Origin of the sequence: Campylobacter sp. RM16189 (genome assembly GCF_012978815.1) — a bacterium.
Classification (GTDB): Bacteria; Campylobacterota; Campylobacteria; order Campylobacterales; family Campylobacteraceae; genus Campylobacter_A.
Genome location: NZ_LIWR01000001.1, coordinates 72,701 through 95,545 on the forward strand (window position 1 = coordinate 72,701; position 22,845 = coordinate 95,545).

The 22,845-nt window shown below is 39.3% G+C and carries 24 protein-coding genes and 1 pseudogene; 12 read left to right on the plus strand and 13 right to left on the minus strand.

Annotated elements, in window-relative coordinates; genetic code table 11:
• Positions 1 to 64: 64 nt before the first annotated feature.
• Positions 65 to 874 (minus strand): HDOD domain-containing protein, encoded by an 810-nt coding sequence (locus CDOM16189_RS00405; protein ID WP_169973420.1) that lies wholly within the window; start codon positions 872 to 874, stop codon positions 65 to 67.
• A 75-nt stretch (positions 875 to 949) separates the two neighbouring features.
• On the minus strand, positions 950 to 1,537 hold the full coding sequence (locus CDOM16189_RS00410; protein ID WP_169973422.1) for a DJ-1/PfpI family protein: 588 nt from the start codon (positions 1,535 to 1,537) through the stop codon (positions 950 to 952).
• 106 nt (positions 1,538 to 1,643) lie between these two features.
• On the opposite strand from CDOM16189_RS00410, the pseudogene CDOM16189_RS00415 reads away from it, so the two are divergent.
• A pseudogene (locus CDOM16189_RS00415) lies at positions 1,644 to 2,003 on the plus strand (formate--tetrahydrofolate ligase); the annotation flags it as partial.
• 52 nt (positions 2,004 to 2,055) lie between these two features.
• Entirely contained in the window at positions 2,056 to 2,229 is a 174-nt protein-coding gene (locus tag CDOM16189_RS00420; protein WP_249321430.1) for a formate--tetrahydrofolate ligase, read from the plus strand.
• Between the two features lie 142 nt (positions 2,230 to 2,371).
• Here CDOM16189_RS00420 and CDOM16189_RS00425 read toward each other — a convergent pair whose 3' ends face one another.
• The 4 genes from CDOM16189_RS00425 to uvrA are packed head-to-tail and all read right to left on the minus strand — an operon-like array spanning position 2,372 to position 7,386.
• On the minus strand, positions 2,372 to 3,205 hold the full coding sequence (locus CDOM16189_RS00425) for a DNA alkylation repair protein (RefSeq protein WP_169973427.1): 834 nt from the start codon (positions 3,203 to 3,205) through the stop codon (positions 2,372 to 2,374).
• Positions 3,184 to 3,624 (minus strand): pyrimidine dimer DNA glycosylase/endonuclease V, encoded by a 441-nt coding sequence (locus CDOM16189_RS00430; protein ID WP_169973429.1) that lies wholly within the window; start codon positions 3,622 to 3,624, stop codon positions 3,184 to 3,186. Before CDOM16189_RS00430 ends, CDOM16189_RS00425 begins: the two co-directional genes overlap by 22 nt.
• On the minus strand, positions 3,621 to 4,547 hold the full coding sequence (locus tag CDOM16189_RS00435; RefSeq protein ID WP_169973431.1) for a hypothetical protein: 927 nt from the start codon (positions 4,545 to 4,547) through the stop codon (positions 3,621 to 3,623). Before CDOM16189_RS00435 ends, CDOM16189_RS00430 begins: the two co-directional genes overlap by 4 nt.
• Positions 4,528 to 7,386, minus strand: coding sequence for an excinuclease ABC subunit UvrA (gene uvrA / locus CDOM16189_RS00440; protein WP_169973433.1), 2,859 nt, complete (start codon positions 7,384 to 7,386; stop codon positions 4,528 to 4,530). Before uvrA ends, CDOM16189_RS00435 begins: the two co-directional genes overlap by 20 nt.
• A gap of 109 nt (positions 7,387 to 7,495) precedes the next feature.
• Between uvrA and CDOM16189_RS00445 the strand changes: the two genes are divergently transcribed.
• Positions 7,496 to 9,091: a methyltransferase domain-containing protein gene (locus tag CDOM16189_RS00445; RefSeq protein WP_169973435.1), complete on the plus strand. Its 1,596-nt coding sequence runs from the start codon at positions 7,496 to 7,498 to the stop codon at positions 9,089 to 9,091.
• A gap of 10 nt (positions 9,092 to 9,101) precedes the next feature.
• Here the strand turns inward: CDOM16189_RS00445 and CDOM16189_RS00450 are convergent, their stop codons facing one another.
• Positions 9,102 to 9,839: a sulfite exporter TauE/SafE family protein gene (locus CDOM16189_RS00450; RefSeq protein WP_169973437.1), complete on the minus strand. Its 738-nt coding sequence runs from the start codon at positions 9,837 to 9,839 to the stop codon at positions 9,102 to 9,104.
• Between the two features lie 87 nt (positions 9,840 to 9,926).
• Here CDOM16189_RS00450 and CDOM16189_RS00455 point away from each other — a divergent pair, with 87 nt between their 5' ends.
• The 9 genes from CDOM16189_RS00455 (at position 9,927) to CDOM16189_RS00495 (ending at position 17,587) form a co-directional block, all read left to right on the plus strand.
• Positions 9,927 to 10,364 (plus strand): DUF302 domain-containing protein, encoded by a 438-nt coding sequence (locus CDOM16189_RS00455; protein WP_169973439.1) that lies wholly within the window; start codon positions 9,927 to 9,929, stop codon positions 10,362 to 10,364.
• Between the two features lie 145 nt (positions 10,365 to 10,509).
• Complete coding sequence (locus CDOM16189_RS00460) at positions 10,510 to 11,778, plus strand: anthranilate synthase component I family protein (RefSeq protein ID WP_169973441.1); 1,269 nt, start codon at positions 10,510 to 10,512, stop codon at positions 11,776 to 11,778.
• The gene (gene trpD / locus CDOM16189_RS00465) at positions 11,775 to 13,379 is read left to right on the plus strand and encodes an anthranilate phosphoribosyltransferase (RefSeq protein ID WP_169973442.1); all 1,605 of its coding nucleotides are present in this window, start codon (positions 11,775 to 11,777) and stop codon (positions 13,377 to 13,379) included. Before CDOM16189_RS00460 ends, trpD begins: the two co-directional genes overlap by 4 nt.
• On the plus strand, positions 13,376 to 14,029 hold the full coding sequence (locus tag CDOM16189_RS00470; RefSeq protein ID WP_169973444.1) for a phosphoribosylanthranilate isomerase: 654 nt from the start codon (positions 13,376 to 13,378) through the stop codon (positions 14,027 to 14,029). The genes trpD and CDOM16189_RS00470 overlap by 4 nt, the downstream gene beginning before the upstream one ends.
• Complete coding sequence (trpB, locus tag CDOM16189_RS00475; RefSeq protein ID WP_169973445.1) at positions 14,019 to 15,200, plus strand: tryptophan synthase subunit beta; 1,182 nt, start codon at positions 14,019 to 14,021, stop codon at positions 15,198 to 15,200. Before CDOM16189_RS00470 ends, trpB begins: the two co-directional genes overlap by 11 nt.
• A complete protein-coding gene (trpA, locus tag CDOM16189_RS00480; protein ID WP_170000679.1) occupies positions 15,193 to 15,942 on the plus strand; it encodes a tryptophan synthase subunit alpha in 750 nt (249 codons plus the stop codon). The genes trpB and trpA overlap by 8 nt, the downstream gene beginning before the upstream one ends.
• 63 nt (positions 15,943 to 16,005) lie before the next feature.
• On the plus strand, positions 16,006 to 16,425 hold the full coding sequence (locus CDOM16189_RS00485) for a restriction endonuclease (RefSeq protein WP_249321433.1): 420 nt from the start codon (positions 16,006 to 16,008) through the stop codon (positions 16,423 to 16,425).
• Positions 16,422 to 16,736, plus strand: a complete 315-nt coding sequence (gene fliN, locus CDOM16189_RS00490) for a flagellar motor switch protein FliN (protein WP_169973448.1) — start codon at positions 16,422 to 16,424, stop codon at positions 16,734 to 16,736. The genes CDOM16189_RS00485 and fliN overlap by 4 nt, the downstream gene beginning before the upstream one ends.
• Entirely contained in the window at positions 16,733 to 17,587 is an 855-nt protein-coding gene (locus CDOM16189_RS00495; RefSeq protein ID WP_169973450.1) for an excinuclease ABC subunit A, read from the plus strand. The genes fliN and CDOM16189_RS00495 overlap by 4 nt, the downstream gene beginning before the upstream one ends.
• On the opposite strand, the gene CDOM16189_RS00500 is transcribed toward CDOM16189_RS00495, so the two are convergent.
• From CDOM16189_RS00500 to CDOM16189_RS00525, 6 genes are all read right to left on the minus strand, one after another.
• Positions 17,580 to 19,031, minus strand: coding sequence for a Ppx/GppA phosphatase family protein (locus CDOM16189_RS00500; protein ID WP_169973451.1), 1,452 nt, complete (start codon positions 19,029 to 19,031; stop codon positions 17,580 to 17,582). The two genes, CDOM16189_RS00495 and CDOM16189_RS00500, sit on opposite strands and share 8 nt — an antisense overlap.
• A 15-nt stretch (positions 19,032 to 19,046) precedes the next feature.
• Positions 19,047 to 20,279: a HAMP domain-containing sensor histidine kinase gene (locus tag CDOM16189_RS00505; RefSeq protein WP_169973452.1), complete on the minus strand. Its 1,233-nt coding sequence runs from the start codon at positions 20,277 to 20,279 to the stop codon at positions 19,047 to 19,049.
• Between the two features lie 38 nt (positions 20,280 to 20,317).
• Positions 20,318 to 20,989, minus strand: coding sequence for a homeostatic response regulator transcription factor HsrA (gene hsrA, locus CDOM16189_RS00510; protein ID WP_169973454.1), 672 nt, complete (start codon positions 20,987 to 20,989; stop codon positions 20,318 to 20,320).
• A gap of 80 nt (positions 20,990 to 21,069) precedes the next feature.
• On the minus strand, positions 21,070 to 21,387 hold the full coding sequence (locus CDOM16189_RS00515; RefSeq protein WP_211436533.1) for a dihydroneopterin aldolase: 318 nt from the start codon (positions 21,385 to 21,387) through the stop codon (positions 21,070 to 21,072).
• Complete coding sequence (gene plsY / locus CDOM16189_RS00520) at positions 21,384 to 21,998, minus strand: glycerol-3-phosphate 1-O-acyltransferase PlsY (RefSeq protein WP_169973455.1); 615 nt, start codon at positions 21,996 to 21,998, stop codon at positions 21,384 to 21,386. Before plsY ends, CDOM16189_RS00515 begins: the two co-directional genes overlap by 4 nt.
• A gap of 112 nt (positions 21,999 to 22,110) precedes the next feature.
• On the minus strand, positions 22,111 to 22,785 hold the full coding sequence (locus tag CDOM16189_RS00525) for a hypothetical protein (RefSeq protein WP_169973456.1): 675 nt from the start codon (positions 22,783 to 22,785) through the stop codon (positions 22,111 to 22,113).
• Positions 22,786 to 22,845 lie beyond the last annotated feature (60 nt).

The following is a 22,845-nucleotide window of genomic DNA, read 5'->3' on the forward strand; positions in this document are numbered from 1 at the left end:
TGATTTAAATTTGTGCAAAGCAGAGCAGAAGATAAATTTAAGGCGAGCAAACCGCCTTAAACTACTAACCGTTTTTTTCTTTTATCTCTTCTACAACCTCTTTTAAAATTTGCTCGTTAAAGCCGTTTTCAGCAGCCAAATTTAGCGCAGTTTGGACGTTTAGATCGCTAAGTTGCTGCTTTTGATTTGCCAAAACTCTTATGATATAAAGCGCCCATGCGGTTTGCTTAAGCTCATCAGGCGCACTTTTTGGATCGTTTGAGTGGCGGATATTTTCTACGATACCCTTTTCAAAGCCCCAGTGATCAAATATATCAGCAGCTATGAGCACGCTTGTAGTGCCGAAGTTATTCATCTCAACTGCGCCGATATCAAAGCTCATCGCGATATCTTCTTTAAAATACATCACCTCATCGCGTCTGATCACCTCATCAGAGATCAAAATTTTGCCCGTATCTTGAAGCAGCGCGCATAAAAACAGATCATCCATCTTCTCAGGCGCAATGCGCTTAAACCACGCTTTTGCGATCGCGCCTTGTAAATTTGAGATATTTACAAACTGCTCAGGGCTCACGCTATAAGGCTCCACACTTACTTTTAGCATGCCTTGCACGGTTGAGCTAGCCACAAGCGATTTGGTCATATTTTTGCCAAATAGGCTAACCGCTTGCAAAACTGTTTTAATCTGCCTGTTAAAGCCGTAAAGCGGAGAATTTGCCGTTTTTAACATTTGAGCAACCATCATCGGATCGCCTTCGATAGCCTTGGCAAGCTCCCCTACTCCGCTATCACTCTCACAAATTTGCAAAACCTTATGGAAGCTTTTTGGAAGCGGTGGAAGCGTTTTTATCCTCTTTTTAAACTCTTCAATCATATCTTGTCCTTACGAAAAATTTAAGAAATTGTATCAAAAATTTGCTATAAACAAACTTCACTCCGTTTTTAAATTTCACGCAAACGGATCGAAATTTCTATCTTCATTCCAGATGTATTCCATGGATTTTGCGATATCTCGCGCAGTTTTTATTCCGTGAATTTCAGCCACAAAACCAAGCGCCATATCAATGCCTGCCGCAACTCCGCTTGAAGTGTAAAATTTGCCGTCCTTTACCCATCTGGCAGGCTTTATCCACTCCACGTCTTTGCTTGATGCTGTTACAAATTCCCAAGATGACTTGTTGCTAGTGGCTCTTTTGCCCTTTAAACATCCTGCGCAAGCGAGCAAAACCGAGCCCGTGCAGACGCTTAAAACTATCTTGCTGGCGTTAGCCAAATTGCTTAATTCGCTTAAAAACCGCTCATCATTTATAAGTGCTCTTGTCGCAAATCCACCAGGTACCAGCAGGATATCATGGCTTTTTATCTCGCTTATTTTGCGAGTTAAAATTTGCGTGTTTATGGAGCCTTTAACCGCTTTTCCGTCAAGTGAAAAATAGTCTATCTCATAGTGCTGCTTAAGCCTTGAAAGCACTTCAAGCGGTCCAAGCGCGTCAAGACTTGTATAGTCGTCAAAAAGCAAGATATTTATCTGCTGCATGGCTTTTCCTTGTGAAATTTAAATTTGCAGACAAATTTAATCAAATTTTTCATATATTTTTGATAAATTTTAATCTTTGAACTAATCTAAAATTTTAAGGAAATTTGTGCTAAACGATCACGAGATAGAAAAAAAGGCAAATTTAAAAAACATCAAAGAGGTGGCTAAAAAGTTAAATTTAAATGAAGAAAATTTAGAGCTTTTTGGCAAATTTAAGGCTAAAGTGGCTGCGAATTTGGCTACTAGCAACTCAAATTTGATCCTTGTAACGGCTACAAACCTGACCCCCTTTGGAGAGGGCAAGACAACCGTAACCATAGGACTTAGCGACGCTTTAAGCAGGCTTGATAAAAGAGTCTGCGCCGCACTTAGAGAGCCAAGCCTTGGGCCTGTATTTGGCATCAAAGGCGAGGCGACAGGTGGAGGATACGCTCAAGTTGCGCCAAGCGATGATATAAATTTGCACCTTGCAAAAACGCGCAAGAGATGTGAAATTTAGCCAAAAAGCGCTTAAGAATATGAATAGCATAATAGCTTTAGGCAAGGCAAATTTGCCCGTTTGTATCGTAAAAAATCAATACAGCTTCAGCTCAGATCCAAAATTTCTAGGCAGAGCTAGAGATTTTAGCTTTGAGCTTCGTGCAGGAAGCGGATTTATCGTGATTATAAACTATGTTAATACCAGAGCTTAGCAAGCCTCCAAATGAGCGCAATGAATATAAAAGCTCACATAAAATCATCTGTAGTTTCTCTAAATAAGGATAGTCTTAACTTATTCTTATTTTTTTAAAAATCACCGCAATTCCTTTTAAAGAACTTTTTATCGCCTCTGTTTTATATGTCATCGCTTTTCTTAAGCGTTCTAAGCGCTCTTTTTACGATATATGCGGTCTGCTTGCTTTTGCTTTGCTCGCTCCACCGAGCGCAAATTGCACGCACAAATTCAGCTTGCGTTTTGCTCGCGTCGTTTAGCCAGTTTGCCACGCTATCTTGCACATATTTTGAGCTATCGCTTTTAAGCGGTTCAAGTATAGCTAGTGCGCGCCAAGGCTCGGCTTTGAGTACCGATATATGCTCGCACCAAACTCCGCGCGGTCTTGTAGCCTCGCTTGCAAATCGCCTGATATTAGCGTCTTCATCAAGTGCAAATTTTGAGAGAATTTCTATGCTTTCGTCCAAATTTGAGATGACTTGACCTCTCACGCAAAGCCAAGCGATCTCTCTAACGCCGAAGTGAGAGTCTGCGGCAAACGGCTTTATAGCGTTAAGAGTAGCGCTTATATCAAGGCTTTCATCGCAAGCCGTCATATAAGCCGCCCAACACCTCACCGTATCAGATCTGTGTGTGCTAATAGCTTTTAAAATTTGTTCGCTTTTATCCGCGCTTGCAAGCTTAAAAAGCTCGGCACCGATCGTCTTGCTGACGGAATTTGCGCTTTTGTTTTTAAGGCTTTTAACCTGAGCTAAAATTTGCTCTAAAAATTCGCTTTTATTTATTTGCGCCAGCACATTTGCAAGCAAAATTTCTTGATCTACGGCAAGCCACTCGGTCAAATTTGCAGTTTGTATCTCGCCTGAATTTAACCGCTCTAAAATTTCGATAGGAATTTCACTAATCGATCTTGCGCCTTTGCGCTGGATGTCTTTTAGCTCTTTATCTTTTCCCACGGCTCTACATCTCCATTTACAGCTTTAAAAAGACTCATTATCCTAACCTCACTCACGCGTAAATTTCGCTCATACATCAGGGCGTCTCGCACCTTTAGCTTCTCTTGCAAAAACGCAAATTCATACTCTATCTGACCGCTGGTAACTTGCACCGGCGATAAATTCTGGCTGTTAAAGGCGCCTATCTTGTTTTTGTCAAATTTATATCCTCTTTTTGAGGCCTCGTCATAAACCTCTTGCAAATAGGCATTTATAAGCTCTTTGGGATTGTCATGCGCGTAAAATCTATCAAGCTGCGGATGGTTTTTATACCCCTTTGTAAGCCCATTTAAAACATGCTTTGCTAAAAGCGCCTCCCTCCATAGCGCTACCAAACCTTTTGCGTCCAGATAAACAGGGCTGATCGTCCAAAGTCTCATTTTGTCTCACTCCTTAATTTATCTGCGATCTGCTTTGCAAAAGCCCTTACCATCGCTTTTTCATCCATATACCAGTACGGCACCCGCTCGTGATCTTTATATGGCTGATGAAGCATGCTTTTTACGGGCGGATACATAAAAATTTGGTTAAAAATTTCAAGCTCTTCCGGATAAGTAAAGTATAAATTTAGCTCAGGCTTTTGATTTTCGTTTCGCCAAGCGGCAAATTCGCGGGAGAAATTTTGATGTTTTGGCATTTTTATTTGACTAAAAGTTTCTTCGTCAAGCAAAATTTTAGCAAGGCAGTAAATGCCGTGCGCAGGCATGCAAAGCAGCTTTTTGTAAGGCAAAACGTCTGTTTTATTATATCCTGTGCAAAAGGCTTGCAAATTCTCGCTTATCGCCTCTGGGTCCTTATCACAAATTCCTACCATAGAGGCGATTTGAGCTCGCTCGTTGGCAGGCTTTTTTGAGTTTATAAATTTCCTAGCCGCCTTTAACGCCGCCTCAAGCTTAACCTCATCTTTATACCACGTCGCAAAGAACAAATTTATGCCAACAACCAGCAGCGTGTAGCCGTTTTTGCTAGCTACGATGTCTTGCGGGATTATTTTATTAACAGCTTCAAAATCACTGCACGCAACGCTATTTAGCAGCTTAGAAAATCTAATGCAGTGATCGTATCCGCTTGCACTACCCGGTATGAGCTCCAAGCGGTTTTGCTGAAATATAAGGCTGTTTAAGCCCTTCCAGTCGCGCTTTTCAAGGCACTCCTTAAACCAAATTTCATAAAGCTCTTTTGTATGCCTAAACGAGATCTGATTTATGATTTTAGCGATAAAATCCTCTTTGTTGGCATGTCTGCTTGCTACGTTTTGTATATGCCTGCAAATTTCAAGATACTCACTGAGCGCTCTTTGCATCTTTTTTGCCCTTTTTAGCCTTCATATCCTCAAGCTCCTCGGCTAAAAATTTACCCGTGTAAGAGCCTGTTTTTTTGTGATTTTTAGCCACCTCTTTTACGCTTCCTACGGCTATGATCTTGCCACCCTTGCTACCGCCTTCAGGTCCCATATCAACGATATAATCGCAATTTTTAATCACGTCCATATTATGCTCGATCACAAATACCGAATTCCCAAGCTCGACTAGATGATGAAGCACTTGTGTAAGGCGATCGACATCGGCAAAGTGAAGCCCCGTTGTAGGCTCATCAAGTATATAAAGCGTATTTCCAGTATCACTTCTGCCAAGCTCCTTTGAGAGCTTCACGCGCTGAGCTTCGCCGCCGCTTAGCGTAGTTGCGTTTTGCCCAAGCGTGATGTAGCCAAGCCCGACGTCTTGCAGGGTTTTAAGTTTAGCGTAAATTTTAGGAACCGCTTTAAAAAACTCTATCGCCTCATCGATACTCATATTTAGCACATCTGCAATACTCTTGCCTTTGTATAAAATTTCTAACGTCTGAGCATTATATCTAGAGCCGTTACAAGCATCACAAACCACCATCACATCGGGCAAAAAGTGCATCTCTATCTTTATCTCGCCCTCACCTTGGCACTTCTCGCACCTGCCGCCCTTGACATTAAAGCTAAAACGCCCGATCTTATAGCCTCTAAGCTTTGCTTCCTTAGTCTGCGCAAAGAGATTTCTTATCTCGTCCATCACGCCCGTATATGTCGCAGGATTTGAGCGTGGCGTGCGGCCTATCGGGCTTTGGTCAAGGTAGATAACTTTATCTAAATTTTCAAGTCCGCTTAAATTCACGCCCGCTATCTTTTTAACTTTTCTAGCTCTATTTAGCTGCTCTTGCGCTTCAGGAAGCAGGGTTTGAAGTATGAGCGAGCTTTTGCCCGAGCCCGAAACGCCCGTAATACCGACTAAATTTCTAAGCGGAAATTTGGCGCTTAAATTTGAGATATTGTTGATATTTACGTTTGAAATTTCTATCCACTTCTCTTGTTTTCTGTTTTTTTGATAGTTGATGTTTTTCTCGCCGCTTAGATATAAAGCTGTTGAGGTGTTGGTTTGCATAAGGCTTTTTACATCACCGCTAAATATAATCTCGCCTCCGAATTTACCCGCTGCAGGACCGATATCAACTACAAAATCAGCCTCCTCTATCGTCTTTTTATCATGCTCTACCACGATTACGGAGTTGCCTTTTGACTGCAAATTTCTAAGAGTCTTAATAAGCTTTAAAGTATCTCTTTCATGAAGTCCGATACTTGGCTCATCAAGCACGTACATAACGCCGCTTAGCCCGCTTCCTATCTGGCTTGCGATACGAATTCTTTGCGCTTCTCCGCCGCTAATCGTGCGCGCGTCCCGCCCAAGCGAGAGATAGCCAAGCCCCACGTCATAAAGAAAATAAAGTCGCTCGTTTATCTCTTTTAAGATAGGCGAAGCTATCATGCCATCTTGCTCGCTTAGGTAGTCAAATTTGCTAGAGTCTGAGAAAAACGCAACGCAATTTTCTATACTCATATCCAAAATTTCACCGATCCCAAGCCCCGCTACGCGCACAGCTAAAGATTGAGGTCTAAGCCTGTGTCCGCCGCAGTTTGAGCAGCCTCTTTCACTCATATACTCGCCAAAATCCTTGGAGTCTTTTAATAAATCGTAGCTAATCTTTACTGCACCTTCAAATTTACGCGCTATCTTGTGTCTTTTCCAGAAAAACTCAACCTCTTTTGCATTGCCGTAAAGCACAAGTCGCTTTTCATCTTCACTTAGCTCAAAATATGGCTTTTTGGTGTCGATGCCGTTTTGTTCGCAAAATGCAAGCAGAAATTTATAATAATAGCTCATATTGTAGCCGTAAAGTAGCTTGATAGCGCCGGTTTCTACGCTTTTTTCCTCGTCTATTATCTTATTCATATCAAGGCTGTAGCGAATTCCAAGCCCGTCGCAATGCTCGCAAGCTCCTTTTGGAGAGTTGAAACTAAAACTAAGCGGCTCTAGCGGAGTAAATGAAATTTTGCAATCAAAACAAGCCATATGCTCGCTGTAATGTATAAATTTCTCTTTTAAATTTAACTCGTCGGCATTAGTTATCTCGATCTCGACTTCGCCGTAACTCTCGCTCAAAGCCTTCTCTACGTCTTGAGCCAGACGCTGAAGGTTTTCATCATCGATAACCAAGCGATCGACTATGACTTTTATGGTGTGCTTTTTAGTTTTAGCTAGCTCGATTTCCTCATCAAGCCTTACCATCACACCGTCTATTTGGGCTCTTACGAAGCCTTTTGCGCGCAAATTTTCGATTAAGTCCGCCCAAGTTCCCTTTTTTTCTCGCACAAGCGGAGCGTAAATCACTACTTTAGCGCCCTTAGGAAGCTTTGAAATTTCGTTTATGATATCGCTTGCACTCATCTTTGATATAGGCTTGCCGCACTGATGACAATGCTGAATCCCAACGCGCGCATAAAGCAACCTCAGATAGTCGTAAATTTCGGTTATTGTGCCGACTGTAGAGCGAGGGTTTTTGCTTGTGGTTTTTTGATCGATTGCGATTGCAGGCGTTAGTCCTTCGATCTTATCCACATCAGGCTTTCCGACTTTATCCAAAAACTGCCTTGCATAAGCAGAAAGACTCTCGATATATCGTCTTTGTCCCTCGGCATAAAGCGTATCAAAGGCCAAAGTGCTCTTGCCAGAGCCTGAAAGCCCCGTAAAAACTACTAATTTGTTTTTTGGAATTTCTAAATTTATATTTTTTAAGTTGTGCTCGCGGGCACCTGTGATTTTGATTGTATCGTTCATGATTATCGCCTAAATTTTAAGTTATTTATTTTAATCAAAGCGGTATAAATATCTGATTAATTTTGAAAATTTAAGATATAATCAATAAAAATATTTTAAGGTGGTTTTAATGAAAGAAATTCAAGATTCCTACGACAATCTCCCCTATTTTTCAAGCGCATTTCCAGAATGCTCTCCGCTAAGAATGGAAGCCGTGGCTTCGTTTTTATCATTTGCTCCGCCAAGTAGCAAAAGCGCAAAAGTCCTAGAGATAGGGTGTAGCTATGGTGGGAATATATTTCCTTTTGCTATAGCAAATCCGGATGCCAAAGTTGTCGGCATAGATCTAAGTGAAGTTCAGATAAATAAAGCAAAAGAGCTTGCAAAACAGATGCGTGTGGATAATATAAAATTTATCCAAAAGGATATCTGTGAGTTAAGCGATGAGGATGTAAAAGAATTTGGCGAATTTGACTATATCATCTGCCATGGAGTTTATAGCTGGGTTCCTGATGCGGTAAAAGACGCAATACTAAAAAGTATCAAGAAGCTTCTTAGCAAAAACGGTATCGCCTATGTAAGCTATAACGTCTATCCGGGCTGGAAAATAAAAGATATCATCAGGGATTTTTTGATATTTGGAACAAAAGAATTAAAAGATGAAAGCGAAATAGTAAAAGCAAACAAAGCAAAGGAGCTTTTAACGGTTTTTAAAGAGTATATGAAATTTTGCTCTCAAGACGGTGTGAAAGCCGATTTTATGAACGCAAAGCTGCTGCTTGAGCACATTGAAGGAATAGAGAAAGTAAAATCAGATTCTTATATAGTGCATGAGTATTTGGAATTTTTTAATAATCCTATCTACTTTAAAGATTTTGCAAAAAATCTTGACGATAATGAGCTTACTTACTTAACGGATGTAAACCTTGATGACGTGTTTAAGGCTGATCTTGGACTGGAAGGCTTTGATGAGTATATAAATGCAAATTTTACAAATAGGATAGATAAAGAGCAGGCTATTGATTTTTTCACGAATAAGGTATTTAGAAAAAGTCTCATCGTACACAAAGAGCTAATAGGAGAGGATTTTCACGTAGATATAGGTCCTAGCGAACTTAGTAAACTGCATCTGGTTGCAACATTTACCAAAGACAAAGACGGCAATTACGTTAGCATCACAAATCAACAGATGAAATCAAACTACAACTGGTTATATCAGGTGTTTAGCGAGGTATTTCCGGCAAGTATAAATTTCGCTCAAGTTGCCGAGCTTTTAAAAGACAATGAAAACTCTCTTAAGTCCGCATATATGGGCTTTATGGAAATTTTATCCGCAGATTGCGCGTTATTTAGCCTTCATGAAAAGCCAAAAATAGCCTATGAGCACGGCAAAACCAGATTAAAAGAGCGCATTAGAGGATATTTTGAATATTTTAGCGCGGAAGATAATCCTGTAATAATGAATGCCAATGAGTTTAACAATATGCTGGATTTATCAAATTTCGATGCATTTATAGCGCTTAAATTTAATGGCAAAAATACAATCGAAGATATCATAAACCAAACCGCAAAATTTGCCAAAGAACGCGGTCTTAGCTTTACGCTTACGAGCGATAATTCGCAAGTAAAAACTCAAACCAAAAAGGAATTTGACAAAGCCGTTAAAGACTATATAAAAGATCTTGAAAACAAGCTAACCTCAGCTTATTTGTTTGAAAATATTTAAATAACAGCTTTTAAGCTATTAAAAATTTTCTAATCGTAATGACAAGGATGGTCGTTATAAGAGCGATCATCCAGTATTTTTGTTTCTTTTTATCTATGGCGTGTGATGTCTTTACGCCAAAATACACCCCAAACAAAGAGCCAATTCCGATAGCAACACCTATATCGTAATGAACCAGTCCGTGAGAAGCAAGGCTGATAAAGCCCGCAGTTGAGCTAAACACTACGAAAAAGAGCCCGGTGCTGACTGCTTTTTTGATATCATAGTTTAAAAAGCCGATAAGTGCGGGCATAACAAAAACCGATCCGCCGATACCCACGCTAATAGCGACAGCTCCCGTGATAAGCCCTATGGCAAACAGTAAAATTTGCGAGCTGTTTTGCTCTCCTTTTGGCTCAAGCGGGCTAGTTAAAAGCTTAGTTAAATTTATCATCTGAGCGGTAATAAGCGCTCCAAGTAGAAATTTAGACGAAAAGTGAGAGACTATAAATCCGCTGCTAAGCGCACCGCAAAATCCCCCGAGCCCAAGCACCAAAGCGGGTCTTAAATCAAGCATCTTGGAGCGTAAATTTACAAACGAACCAAAGATGGAGCTAAATACCATCTGCATTATGCTAACGCCGATTGCGTATTTGATATCATATCCCAAAAGTATCATCGCAGGCACGACTACCGCGCCGCCTCCGATACCGAAAAACCCCGAAACAAAACCGACTAAAACGCCCAAAAAAACATATCCGATAAACATCTTTAACCTTTTGGCAAATTTTAGCATTAAGCTTGTTAAAGTATAATTACGTTTTAATCTAAATCTAAAATTTATAAAGGAGAATAGGTGAAAAAACTGTTCATATCGGTAGCTGCGATAGCGTCGCTGGCGTTTGGAGGTGAAAGCATGCTTATAAAAGGCACAAACAGTCTAAGCGTAGATGAAACAGTAGCTAAATTTAGCAATATCCTTAAAGAAAAAGGCGTTATGCTTTTTGACGTATTTAACCACTCGAAACTAGCCAAAGAGGCAGGTCTTGAGATGACTGAAACCAGCGTGGTGGTATTTGGCGCACCTAAAGTCGGAACGCTTTTAATGAAGTGCGAACCGCAAATCGCGCTTGAGCTGCCGATGAAATTTTTAATCTACAAAGACGCAGGCAAAACAACCGTAGCTTACGAGGATATCAAAAATATCGCCAAAAGATACGGTGCTCAAAACTGCGACATAGTCGAAAAAATAAGCGGAATACAAGCAAATTTCCACAAAGCTTTAACGGAATAATCTTAGACCTCTTTTGAGGTCTATCCCGCTTAAATTTTAATCTTTTTTACTCAGCGCACTCTACTTTAGCGACCCAAATTTAGCCCTTTATGCATATAAAAGCTCTTTTTACATATAATATTTCACTTATTTTTTAGGATTTAATATGCTTTTACTAGAGCCTTTAGTTTATTACGAAGCGATAAGACAAAAATTTAAAAACAGCTTTTTAGCAGAAGATACCGCTCAAGCCATCATTGGGATAGATTGCGAGTATATAAGTAGCGATGATGTTGATTTTGCAGGACTTAAGAGCTATTTTTTAACTCAAAAACATAGCGCGCCCTTTGCGGGGCTTTTTGGAGTTTTAGGCTATGAAAGCGTGAGATATTTTGAAAAAATTCCCGAATTTCAAAGCTCGCAGTATGAATTTCCAAATTTCTTATACGCAAACGCAAGAGCATATCTGCATTTTGACAAGACAAGCAAAATTTACTCGTTTTACGGCGAAAAGAGCAGATATTACGACTTTTTAAAAGAACTCAAAGAGTCAAATTTAAAAGCCGAAGATAGCTTTTATCAAATTTGCACGGATTTAGATAAAGAGCGCGAGCATTTTTTAAGCATAACTCAAAAAGCAAAAGAGTATCTATACAGCGGCGATATCTTTCAAGTCGTGCTTAGCGAGCAGATGAAACTAATAAGCGACATGGACAGCCTTGAGTTTTATAAGTTATTAAGCGAGGCAAACCCAAGCCCTTATATGTTTCACTTCCCGACTCCGCACGGTGATATCGTAGGCTCAAGCCCGGAGCTGGTGTGCGAAGTAAAAAACTCTCAAATTTTCGCAGCCCCGATCGCAGGTACAAGAGGGCGAGGCAAGGACGCCATAGAAGATGAAATGCTTAAAAACGAGCTCATAAATGACGAAAAAGAGCTCGCCGAGCATAAAATGCTAATCGATCTAGCCAGAAACGACATCGGACGCGTGGCAAAAAGCTCAAGCGTAAGCGTGAAAAACCCGATGCACGTGGTCTTTTATGAAAGCGTTATGCACATGGCTAGCGATGTTTATGGCATGAAACGCGACGATATAAGCTCGTTTGAAGTAGTCTCTAGCGTATTTCCCGCAGGCACGCTCAGCGGAACTCCAAAAATTCGCGCCATGGAGATAATATCTGAGCTTGAAAGCTATAAGCGAAACGCGTACGGAGGCGGTATAGGATTTTTTCACTTTAACGGTGACGCTCAGCAAGCTATCCTCATACGAAGTGCGGTTTTTGTGCCTAAAAACGGTGCTAGCGAGGTGTTTATCCAAGCCGGTGCGGGCATCGTCATAGACAGCGTGGGCGAGAACGAATACAAAGAAATTTGCAAAAAACGCGCCTCGGTGCTAAATGTATTTAAAAATAACGCAAGGGAAACTCATAAATGATACTTCTGATAGACAACTACGACAGCTTCGTATTTAACGTTGAGCAATACATCAAAGAGCTAACCGACGAAGAGGTCATAAGCGTAAGAAACGACAAGATCACGCTTGAAGAAATTCGCAAGCTAAATCCAAGTAAGATCGTGCTGAGCCCGGGACCTAAGCATCCAAAAGACAGCGGAATTTGTCTTGAAATTTTAAAAAGCGATCTAAACGTGCCGATTTTGGGAATTTGCCTTGGACATCAGGCGATCGGACTAGTCGGCGGTGCAGTCATAAAGCGTCTTGAAAAGCCGTTTCACGGCAAGACTTCATTTATCGATATGCTTGAGGAAAGCCCGCTTTTTGAAGGATTGCCGGCCAAATTTGAGGTTATGCGCTACCATTCGCTTTATGTTGATGAATTGCCGTCAAATTTAAAACCGCTTGCGATCAGCGATGATGGCGTAATAATGGCACTTCGCGAAGTTAATCGCCCCGTTTTTGGCATACAGTTTCACCCTGAAAGCTACTTCACGCAATACGGTAAAAAGATAATCGAAAATTTTCTAAACTTTAAAAGCGAAGCCAAAATACAAGAAAGTGAACCTGCGAATTTCAAGAGGTTTTTAATCAAGCTTCAAGATAACGTCGGGCTTGACGATAGGGATTTTGAGCAAATTTGCGCGCTGATAGCTTCAAAGGATTACGAGATAACGCAGCTTGCAGCGCTTTTGGTGCTAATTAGCGAAAAGAGTCTTTATCCAAAGAGTCTTGCAAGCCTCGTTAAAAACATCTTAAAATACTCCCAAACCTACCGCGACGCTTCGCCGATGATAGATCTGTGCGGAACGGGTGGTGATGGGCTTAAGACGATAAATATCTCAACTGCGGTTTCGTTTATCCTTGCAAGCCTTGGCGTTAAAGTCGCAAAGCACGGCAACAAGGCGATTTCAAGTAGATCGGGTAGCTCGGATGTGCTTGAAGGCATAAATTTAACCATGTCAAATTCACTAAGCACGCTAAGAGAGCTGCTTGATGAGAAAAATTTAGCCTTTTTCCATGCGCCGTTTTTTCATCCGCTAGTTGCCGAGGTCAAAGAGGTGCGAGCACGCCTTGGTATAAGGACGGTGTTTAACGTGCTTGGGCCTATGTTAAATCCAAATTTAAGCCTTAAGAACCAACTTGTAGGCGTATATCACAAGCCTGTTTTAAAGCTTTATGCGCAGACTTTAAAGCTACTTGGGCGTGAGCATGCACTGGTGGTGCGCGGCGAGGACGGGCTTGATGAGATAAGCTTATGCGATGAGACAAAGATAATCGAGCTTAAAAACGGCGAAATTTACGAATACTCCGTAACTCCGGAGCAGTTTGGCTTTAAACGAGCATTTCACAGCGAGATAGAGGGCGGAACTCCCGAAGAAAACGCACAAACTTTGGTTAAAATTTTAAAAGGCGAGGAAAGAGGAGCGAAATTTGATATAGTCGTGCTAAACGCGATGTTTGCGCTTTATACGGCAAATTTTGTCGCAAACCCGATGGACGCAAAGGACGTTATAGTCAAGGCGATTGATAGCGGGCAAGTTTATGAATACTTTAAAGATTATATCGAGGTAAAATCATGAAAACAGAGCTTAAAATTTGTGGTATCAAAAGCGAGGCTGAAGCCAAAAACGTGCTTGAACTCGGAGTAAAATTTATCGGCGTAATCCTTGCAAAAAGCCTAAGGCAAGTAGACATCAAAACCGCTAGGCAAATAGCGAATTTAGCTCACAAATTCGGTGCAAAATGTGTAGGGGTATTTGTCGGCGCAAGCGAGTGTTCTTTAACGTCAAGTGGCGAGCAAAGTAGCTGCGAGATAATGGAAATTTGCGAATTTGCAGGACTTGACGCGGCTCAAATTTACGGAGAGATAAGCGAAAATTTGTACGCAAATTTAAAAGATCTTGGCGTAAGCGTTTGGAAAGTTTTAAGCGTAAAAGACAAACTTATCGCCACAAACGAACCACATGATTTGGTACTTTATGACTACAAAGGCGAAAATTTAGGTGGTAACGGAGTGAGTTTTGACTGGGAAATTTTAAAAGACCTAAAGCCTTTTAGTTTCGCATTAGCAGGTGGTATAAACGAAACAAATGCGTTTGAAGCGCTTAAATTTAAGCCTAAAATTTTGGATATAAACTCACGAGTCGAAGATGAAAATATGATAAAAATTCCAAGCAAGATAAAAGAAATTTTAGACATCGTAAATAAGGAAGAAGGCAATGAACACTAAAGCATATTTTGGCAAATTTGGCGGGCAGTTCGTGCCTGAAACGGTTATGTTCGCGCTTGAAGAGCTTGAAGAAGCTTACGAAAAGATCGCCGGCACGCAGGAGTTTAAAGACGAGCTTAACGATCTGCTAAAGCACTATGTGGGTCGCCCTAGTCCGCTTTATCACGCAAAGCGTTTAAGCGAGCATTATGGGCATGAAATTTATCTAAAACGCGAAGATCTAAACCACACCGGCGCTCACAAGATAAATAACGCCCTCGGTCAAGCCCTATTAGCTAAAAAAATGGGCAAAAAAAAGCTCTTAGCTGAAACGGGAGCGGGACAGCACGGAGTGGCGACTGCAACTGCTGCGGCACTTCTTGGGCTAGAATGCGATGTGTATATGGGCGCAACCGATGTGGCGCGCCAGCAACTAAATGCGTTTAGAATGGATCTGCTCGGTGCAAAGGTTGTAAGCATTTACGACGGCTTAAAAACGCTTAAAGAGGCTACAACCGCAGCGATTCAAGCGTGGGTCAATGAGATAGAAAGCAGCTTTTACGTCATAGGCTCTGCCGTGGGTCCGCACCCTTATCCAAAGATCGTGCGCGAGCTTCAAAGCGTCATCGGTAGCGAGACAAAAGAGCAGCTAAAAGAATACGGAGTAAAAGCCGATTACATCATAGCTTGCGTAGGCGGCGGAAGCAATGCGATAGGAATTTTTAGCGGATTTTTAGAGGATATTAGCGTAAAATTAGTAGGTATAGAAGCGGCCGGTCTTGGAGCGGATACTCCATATCACGCAGCCACGCTTACCAAAGGGCGCGAAGGTATCATACACGGCATGAAGACTATCGTGTTGCAAGATGACTTCGGTATGATAGCACCGGTTCACAGTATCTCGGCGGGTCTTGACTACCCTGGAGTGGGTCCTGAGCATGCGCACCTGCACGATATAAAGCGCGTAAAGTATCAAGCCGTAAGCGATGATGAGTGCATAAACGCGCTTCGTCTTACAAGCCGCCTTGAAGGTATAATCCCTGCGATAGAAAGCTCGCATGCGCTTGCGTATTTAGAAAAATTATGTCCGAATTTAGATAAAAAAAGCGTTATCGTAGTAAACGTATCGGGCAGAGGCGATAAAGATATGAACACGGTAATGAGCTATGAGAAAGGAAAAATTTATGGCTAAGATATCCAAAGCCTTTGAGGGCAAAAAAGCAAACATCGGCTACATAGTAGCGGGCTATCCGAGCATTGAGCACACGCGCGAATTTTTACTAAATTTAGACGCTAGCTCGCTTGATCTGCTTGAGCTTGGAATTCCTTACTCAGACCCGCTAGCAGACGGCAAGCTTATAGCCGAAGCAAGCTTTGAAGCGGTAACAAACGGCGTAAATACAGAGAGAATTTTTAGCCTTCTTGAAGAGTGCAAGCAAAGCGTAAATAAGCCGCTTGTCTTTTTGGTTTATTACAATATCATCTTCGCTTACGGAGTGGAAAAATTCATCGCGCGCTCAAGCAAGGTAGGCATAAGCGGGTTTATCATACCCGATCTGCCGTTTGAAGAGAGCGAAGAGGTAAGCGGGCTATGCTCTAAATTCGGGCTTGATCTGGTGCCATTAATAAGCGTTACCTCGGCTCACAGAACGGATAAAATTTTAAGCATTGGATCAGGATTTATCTATGCTCTTGGCGCGGTAGGAGTAAGCGGATCGCAGCGGGCCAGCATAGATAGGCTTAAAAATTTAGTCTCAGATTTAAAGCAAAAGAGCGATTTGCCCGTAGCCGTAGGCTTTGGCGTGAAAAACAGCTGTGACGTTAGCGAAGTCAAAAGCTTTGCAGACGGAGCGATAATCGGCACCGAAATCGTCAAGCTAACGGCGAAATTTAGCGGTAAAAAATTGATAGAAGAAATCAATAAGCTTTTTTAAATTTATAGTAAATTATATAAATTTGAAGTATAATTGAAGTTATTTGATATCAAGGAAATTAAAATGATGGATATAATTGAGATAGGAATAAAACACCTTTGTGAAGATACTCTCGGATATAAAGTCAGTGAAGCAAAAACATTAAATGGCGAATTTTATGGCTCTAGCCTACCAATTTATAAAGGCGGGGACGAATATCAATTCTACCTTTATTTTAAAAAAGAGACTTTAAATCAGTTTGCTAAAATTTTATTGGGAGTTGATGAGCTAGCCGAGGATGAACTAAGTGATATTTGCAAAGAGAGTGCAAATTTGGCAATAGGATATGCTAAAAACATACTAAATGAACGAGAAAATAACGCCTACAAAATGGGTACTCCAGAATATCTCGGGCGTATGCAAGGCTTTCCTGTGGAGCTTGAAGAAAAGAGAATCTATAAAATAAAAAATAGAACATTTCAAATAGGGTACAAAAAGGCATGAATCGGGAGCTAGAACAAATTTTAGAAAAAAACGGACTTTTTAAAAGCTATGACGAGTTAATGGATATAAGCGTAGATTTTATCTCCGAACTTGGCACGACAACAATTAGCGTAAGAGAGCTTTTAAAACTTGAAAACGGCTCGGTTATAGATCTTGAAAAGCCTGCCGGCGAAAGTGTGGAGCTCTTCATTAACAACCGAATTTTTGGCAAGGGCGAAGTAATGGTGTATGAGAAAAATTTAGCTATCCGCATAAATGAAATTTTAGACTCAAAATCAGTAATTCAATACTTCAAAAGAGAGCAATTATGAGAAATTTGCTTGCTATTTTTGCTTTTACCGTCTCATTATTTGCCTCAAACCTACTCACATATAATATATATGAAAGAAGCGATAGGGTCGATGTAATGCTTTCATTTGACGCACCTTACGAGGGAAATATATTCCAAAAGCGCGAAAACGATATGACAATGCTTATATTTAACGGGCTAAATTTCGATCAGGCTGTTGAAAAAAACTTAAACTCAAAAATACTTCAAGAACTATACATAGAACCCAAGCAAAATAGCGTAGTTTTAAGCATAAAAAGCAGTTCTTCAATAGGAGTAATGGCTTCTAAAACCTCTGACGGATTTGGACTCAGAATCAGAGTCGTAAGCACAGCTGCCGCCTCAACTAAAAACGAGCAACCTATTTCACAAAGCGAACAGATAATCCAGCCCAAAACGTCTACAACTATAAATACTCAGCCTGATATACAAAATATCTTTGACGCAAGATATTATATGGTAATAGGTGTTCTTATAGCCTTTGCCATAGCTCTTTGGCTGCTTAAAAACTTTATAGTCAAAAAAACAGGAGGCAGCAGAAAACTAAATCTTGCCGGATGGCTAAATAGCGATAAAAGTCAGGATGTAAAAATTTTATATGAAAAACCGCTTGATAGAACAAACAAGGTTATGCTATTAAACCATCAAAACAAAAAATACCTTGTCTTGGTGGGCAGTTCAAATGTGCTACTAGATAAATTTGGTGAAGACACTATTAATAGCGAAAATGACTTTGAGGCATTTTTTGAAGAAAATCGTAAGAGAATAGGACAGTATCTTGAAGATAGGCAAAATGCCTTGAGCGCATACAAGGACAAAGCTAGCCTCAACTAACGAAGCTTATTGCAAATGTCGCAGGCTTAGCGATCTTTTTAATATTCTCTTTTGTCATAAATTGCTCTTTTGCCCCACTAATTTCAAGCATTTGGCTTTTAAGCTCAAATTTTAGCTTCTTATGCGTGCAGTTTATATCCAATATCTTAGCAAAATTTAGAATAAAACTCAGCCATTTTACAATATCTTCTTCGGGCAAAAGATCTCTGAATTTCTCAAATTCTCCTAGAGTTTTTTTACCATTTAAGCCTACAATGGTTGCTATAAGTGCTTTTTGTCTATGTGAAAAGCCATAATTTAAAGCGTTTATAACAAAATTTGCAGAATTTATATGCTCTCCGTAAAATCCTAAACATTGTCCTAGATTATGAAGTCTAGCGGCGGTCTCAAGTTCATATATAAACTTATCATCGATTCTGTGAAGCGGTTTAAGCGTTACAAAAGCATCTTTTGCATATTTTACGACCATTTTGTTGTTATTTAGCAAAAATCTATCTTGCAAACTTCTTACGCTAGTATTGAAATTTGGCGGAAATTTCTTACTAGGGCGCAATATATCGCTTAGGTAGACACCCTCTCTAAATCCTACACCACTTGTATACACATGCTCACATTTTAAGCTATTTACCACACTTAAAAATATATAAGCACCCTCCCTAATGGTATCAAAACGATCTTTTTTAATATAAAATTTATCGAGATCAAGCACGCTTGCTTTGGTTAAATTTTGTATAAATTCCTTTTGCGATTCAAATTTATAGCTAAAGTTATGAACCGATCTTAAAGGATAGTTTTGCGCTTGCATAATAGCGCTTGATATAGCTCTTAAGCTTCCACCTATTGTCACTATATTTTTGCTTTTAAAGTTTTTTGGCAGATCTTTTAAAATTTCTTTCATAAAATCATTAAGACCTTTTAAATTTTTCTTATCGAAAAATAGCTCTTTTAGTCTTACCGTGCCTACATCAAGAGAAACGGCATCTACTATTTTTGCGTCTTTAATCATAGCAAGTTCAGTCGAGCCTCCACCTATATCAATCGTAATAAACTCGCTCATAGGCTCAAGCAAATTTAAAGCCGCAATCCCGCCCAAGCTAGCCTCATCAATCCCTTTTACAACTTTTAAATTAAGTCCCAAATTTCGTCTAATCAGGCTTATTAGTTCATTTGAATTGGGAGCGTCTCTAAGGGCTGAAGTACCCATACAAAATATTTTATTACACTTATACGCTTTAGCTATGCTTTTAAATTCACAAAATGCCTCATAAGCTTTTTGCATCGATTTTTCACTTATTGCACCACCATTTTCATAAGCGCTTTCTCCAAGCCTAACCTTCATCTTAAATTCGCCCAGTATATAAAACGCATATCTTGAGGTCCTCTCAAATATAGCCATTCTCATAGAATTTGACCCAAGATCTATAACTGCTGTTCGTTTTGCCATATACCGCTCTTTTATTTATTTTTTTACATTTCTTAATATCGGTAAAACAAGCGAGGAGACCACTCCTTTTACTCCATCGGTTCTATTTTTGATACTCACATTGCCACCGAGCGCTTGAGCTGCACCTTTGGCTAAAAATAGTCCCAGACCTGCACCGCTTTTATTTCCAAAGCGCTTAAACGGAGCAAAAAGATCCTTGCTCTCATCGATACCTATACCCTCATCAATCACTTCTACAATAAACTCTTCGTCTTTTAGCTTTGAAACTATCGTGATTGTAGATTTTGGAGGAGAGAATTTAATCGCATTTTGAACGAAATTTTGAATAATATGTGTTAGCAAAGTAGGCTGTAAGGTCATTTTAAGCGTTTTTGGTGATAAATTTATCATAACATCCTTATCATCACCACGAGCCAAAATTTTAAAGTTATTAGCCATTTTATCCAAAAATTCTATAATATCGATCTGGACCGCCTCCTCAAACTGAGCTCCCTCCTGGCGCCCAATTTCAAGGATAGATCCTATCATCTTATTCATGCCATTTATCTCTTCGTTATTGTTTTTAAGAGCCTCTATATACTTTTCGCTATCTCTAGGTTTTAACAAAGTCACTTCATTTTTAGTTTTCATCACGGCAAGAGGAGTTTTAAGCTCATGTGCCACACCTACAAAAAGCTCCTTTTGATACAACACAAAGGTCTGAATTCTACCTATTAGACGGTTGATACTCTTTCCAAGCGGAGTAAATTCATCGGGCAACTCGTCTATACTAACCTCTTTTAAAAATCTTTCGTTTAATTTACTAAGTTTTGAGCTTAAAATTTTAATAGGTACAAGTAGCATTCGAGATAGGAACAACGCATAAAAAAGCACTAAAAATATAGCAGTTGCATTTACTATCATGATATCAACTAAAATTTGATCTATGAGTTTGCTTTGCATAGTGGTCTCTTTGGTAAGAGTTATATATGAATCTCCTATATATGGAAAATATAGCTTTAAATAGGTCTTATTTTCTGTTTTTTCATTTACGAAATATGGATTTTTAGACTTTGACGCCTTTGTTATTATGTTTACAGTGGTTGTGCTTCCGTCAAGAGTGCCGTATTCAAAACCACCTTTTTTTTGACTCAAATTTGAACTTGTAGATAGGATTTTGGCCTCATACATCAAAGATTGAGATATGCCCTCATAGATAGTCACCTTGATGTAGTAATATAGCATTACTGAGATGATTACAATTAGCATCGCCGAAGCTGATGCTAATTGAATGATGAATCTAGCTCTTAAGCTTTTTTTGGAAAGCAAAATCTATATCCGCGTCTTCTAACGGTTTCGATTGTAGATATATTTAGTGGTTTGTCCATTTTTTGGCGTATTTGATTGATTGCTACTTCGATTACGTTTGGAGTAACAAGCTCAGGCTCTTCCCAGATGGCATCTAAAAGCTGCTCTTTTGATACTATTTGATCAGAGTGGCGAGCCAGGTGGGTTAATACCTCAAAAGGTTTACCTTTTAGCTCGATATCTTGTCCAAGATATGTTATTTTCTCTTCATCTGGATCTATTATAAGATCGTCTATTTTAATAACATTTGTTCCGCCAAATCTTAATCTTGCTTCGATTCTTGCTACCAATACGTCAAAATCGAAAGGCTTTTTAATATAATCATCTGCACCTACTCTAAACGCCTTAACCTCGCTATCCTTGTCATCTTTAGCAGATAGAACTACAACAGCGGTTCTTGGAGATTTATTTTTAATAACACTTATTAGATCAACACCGTCTCCATCAGGCAGCATCCAATCTGTAAGCACGAGATCATAGTTTCTAATGCCTATATAGTATTCGGCATCTTTAAAATTTTCAGAACTATCGGTCTGATATCCAAATTCTTGTAAGCCCTCAGCAATCGTTTTATTTAACGTTACTTCGTCTTCTACTATTAAAATTCTCATTTGATTATTCCTTGGGAGTATAAATTATAGGCGGATTGTATCATAAATTAAGGATAATTTCAAGATACTTTAAAAAAAATTTAATATTTGCTCTCGAACCTAGCTCCTACCAAGGCATTATTAAGAATCTCTGTTTTTAGAATTTCCATCTTTAGTGAAGTTAGAGAGCTAAATTTATCTTTTAGATTTTTGGCACAGACCTCAAGTGAATTTTCAACTGTTTCAAATTTATGTTCATTATAAATAGATTCTATAAAATTTATCACTTCAACATAGTCTATAAAGTCACTACTTTGAAATTCTACATTTATACGTACTTTTTGAGGGTTTAAGCGCTCAAATTCAAGCAGCCCTATAATAGTCTCAAACTCATAATCTTTTATGAGCGTCGTTATCATATCACCTTACTCTCTTGCCCGCTAAATAGTCTTTTAATATTTGGAATATGCTTATAAAATACTATAAATGCTATTATAAAAATAGGAGCGTGAGAGTCTATATCTGGGATTTTCGGATGAATGATAAGAGTTGAGATGATCAGCGCAAGAAGCGCTGCCAAAGATGCTAAAGAGCTGATTTTTAGAACTCTGCCGACTACAAACCAGACAACAAGAGCCACAATAACCTCAACAGGCAAAAATATCATCAAAACACCAGCTCCAGTTGCCACCCCTTTGCCGCCTTCAAATTTTAAAAAAGGTGAATAGCAGTGACCAATAACAGAAAAAACAGCCATAGCCCAAAGGGTAGCAGGGCTAAGTCCTATAAATTTTGCTATCAAAATAGGCAAAACGCCCTTTAGTACGTCACAAACCACAGTTAGAATAGCTATCTTTTTGGCAAGTTTGGGATTTTTTTCTTTTAAGACGCGCAAAACATTCGTAGCGCCAATGCTTTTACTGCCCTCATTTTGTATATTTACGTTACCAAAAATTTTAGCAAGGATTAGCCCAAATGGAATCCCTCCTAGAAGATAGGCTAGAGCATAAGCTATAATGTTTTCGTTCATTTTTTATCCTATTTTAGATTTAAGGATATTATATTATTTAATTTTATCTGATTTTCTTATAAATTTATGAGAAATTTAAGGTTTTGGCGAAGTATTTTTTTCGCCAAATTTATTAAATATCTACTTGAATTTCACTTTCTATCTTAATGGATATTGTAGCATTAGTAGTTTCCGATGAAGTATCGCTATTTTTATATTCATTACTATAAGAGATGGATACATCCTTATTGTTCTCGACGTTTAGACTATTTTCTAGACCATCTTTTTTATCACCGACATCAAGCATGTCTTGAGCCGATACCTTTTCTATAATAGCATCTTTCATAAGTTTAGTTTGCTCTTCGTGTTTCATATCTGAAACTTTACTTAAATCAAGAGTAGAGTCACTAGAAATGCTAACATGTTCTGCATTGTTAGCATTATAAATAGCTTTGGAGTCAAAACCATCGTTTGATTCAATAAAAAAACTTTCAGTAGTCACCTCTTCTATAGTTTCAAAACTCTGAATTTCTAAAATCGCCTTTTCCAGTGAGCTTTCTTGCAAATTTGATTCATCGCCAAAGCTCTCTGCACTAACTATACTTTGATCTATTTTTAAACTATCAATTCCTACTAAAGCTATATCTTCTGATCCAAAAGATAAGACAATGCTATCACTTTCAGAGCTTGTAAATACAGTATCGCCTATATTTAAAACATCACCTTTATTAAGCTCTCTTTCTTGACTTCGCATATCTACGACGATAGCTCTTCCTATCACTTCTTTTACGAAACCCGAACTGCTCATAATTCCCCTCTTTTTCTATTTTTGTGTAATTGTATTAAAAAAATAGATAGTTTGTATATT

Excerpts from the sequence above, each read along its gene's own strand:
- CDOM16189_RS00405 (WP_169973420.1), bottom strand. The coding sequence starts at position 874 with ATGATTGAAGAGTTTAAAAAGAGGATAAAAACGCTTCCACCGCTTCCA.
- CDOM16189_RS00410 (WP_169973422.1), bottom strand. The coding sequence starts at position 1,537 with ATGCAGCAGATAAATATCTTGCTTTTTGACGACTATACAAGTCTTGAC.
- CDOM16189_RS00420 (WP_249321430.1), top strand. The coding sequence starts at position 2,056 with ATGAATAGCATAATAGCTTTAGGCAAGGCAAATTTGCCCGTTTGTATC.
- CDOM16189_RS00430 (WP_169973429.1), bottom strand. The coding sequence starts at position 3,624 with ATGAGACTTTGGACGATCAGCCCTGTTTATCTGGACGCAAAAGGTTTG.
- CDOM16189_RS00435 (WP_169973431.1), bottom strand. The coding sequence starts at position 4,547 with ATGCAAAGAGCGCTCAGTGAGTATCTTGAAATTTGCAGGCATATACAA.
- uvrA (WP_169973433.1), bottom strand. The coding sequence starts at position 7,386 with ATGAACGATACAATCAAAATCACAGGTGCCCGCGAGCACAACTTAAAA.
- CDOM16189_RS00445 (WP_169973435.1), top strand. The coding sequence starts at position 7,496 with ATGAAAGAAATTCAAGATTCCTACGACAATCTCCCCTATTTTTCAAGC.
- CDOM16189_RS00450 (WP_169973437.1), bottom strand. The coding sequence starts at position 9,839 with ATGTTTATCGGATATGTTTTTTTGGGCGTTTTAGTCGGTTTTGTTTCG.
- CDOM16189_RS00460 (WP_169973441.1), top strand. The coding sequence starts at position 10,510 with ATGCTTTTACTAGAGCCTTTAGTTTATTACGAAGCGATAAGACAAAAA.
- trpD (WP_169973442.1), top strand. The coding sequence starts at position 11,775 with ATGATACTTCTGATAGACAACTACGACAGCTTCGTATTTAACGTTGAG.
- CDOM16189_RS00470 (WP_169973444.1), top strand. The coding sequence starts at position 13,376 with ATGAAAACAGAGCTTAAAATTTGTGGTATCAAAAGCGAGGCTGAAGCC.
- trpB (WP_169973445.1), top strand. The coding sequence starts at position 14,019 with ATGAACACTAAAGCATATTTTGGCAAATTTGGCGGGCAGTTCGTGCCT.
- trpA (WP_170000679.1), top strand. The coding sequence starts at position 15,193 with ATGGCTAAGATATCCAAAGCCTTTGAGGGCAAAAAAGCAAACATCGGC.
- CDOM16189_RS00485 (WP_249321433.1), top strand. The coding sequence starts at position 16,006 with ATGATGGATATAATTGAGATAGGAATAAAACACCTTTGTGAAGATACT.
- fliN (WP_169973448.1), top strand. The coding sequence starts at position 16,422 with ATGAATCGGGAGCTAGAACAAATTTTAGAAAAAAACGGACTTTTTAAA.
- CDOM16189_RS00495 (WP_169973450.1), top strand. The coding sequence starts at position 16,733 with ATGAGAAATTTGCTTGCTATTTTTGCTTTTACCGTCTCATTATTTGCC.
- CDOM16189_RS00500 (WP_169973451.1), bottom strand. The coding sequence starts at position 19,031 with ATGGCAAAACGAACAGCAGTTATAGATCTTGGGTCAAATTCTATGAGA.
- CDOM16189_RS00505 (WP_169973452.1), bottom strand. The coding sequence starts at position 20,279 with ATGCTAATTGTAATCATCTCAGTAATGCTATATTACTACATCAAGGTG.
- hsrA (WP_169973454.1), bottom strand. The coding sequence starts at position 20,989 with ATGAGAATTTTAATAGTAGAAGACGAAGTAACGTTAAATAAAACGATT.
- CDOM16189_RS00515 (WP_211436533.1), bottom strand. The coding sequence starts at position 21,387 with ATGATAACGACGCTCATAAAAGATTATGAGTTTGAGACTATTATAGGG.
- plsY (WP_169973455.1), bottom strand. The coding sequence starts at position 21,998 with ATGAACGAAAACATTATAGCTTATGCTCTAGCCTATCTTCTAGGAGGG.
- CDOM16189_RS00525 (WP_169973456.1), bottom strand. The coding sequence starts at position 22,785 with ATGAGCAGTTCGGGTTTCGTAAAAGAAGTGATAGGAAGAGCTATCGTC.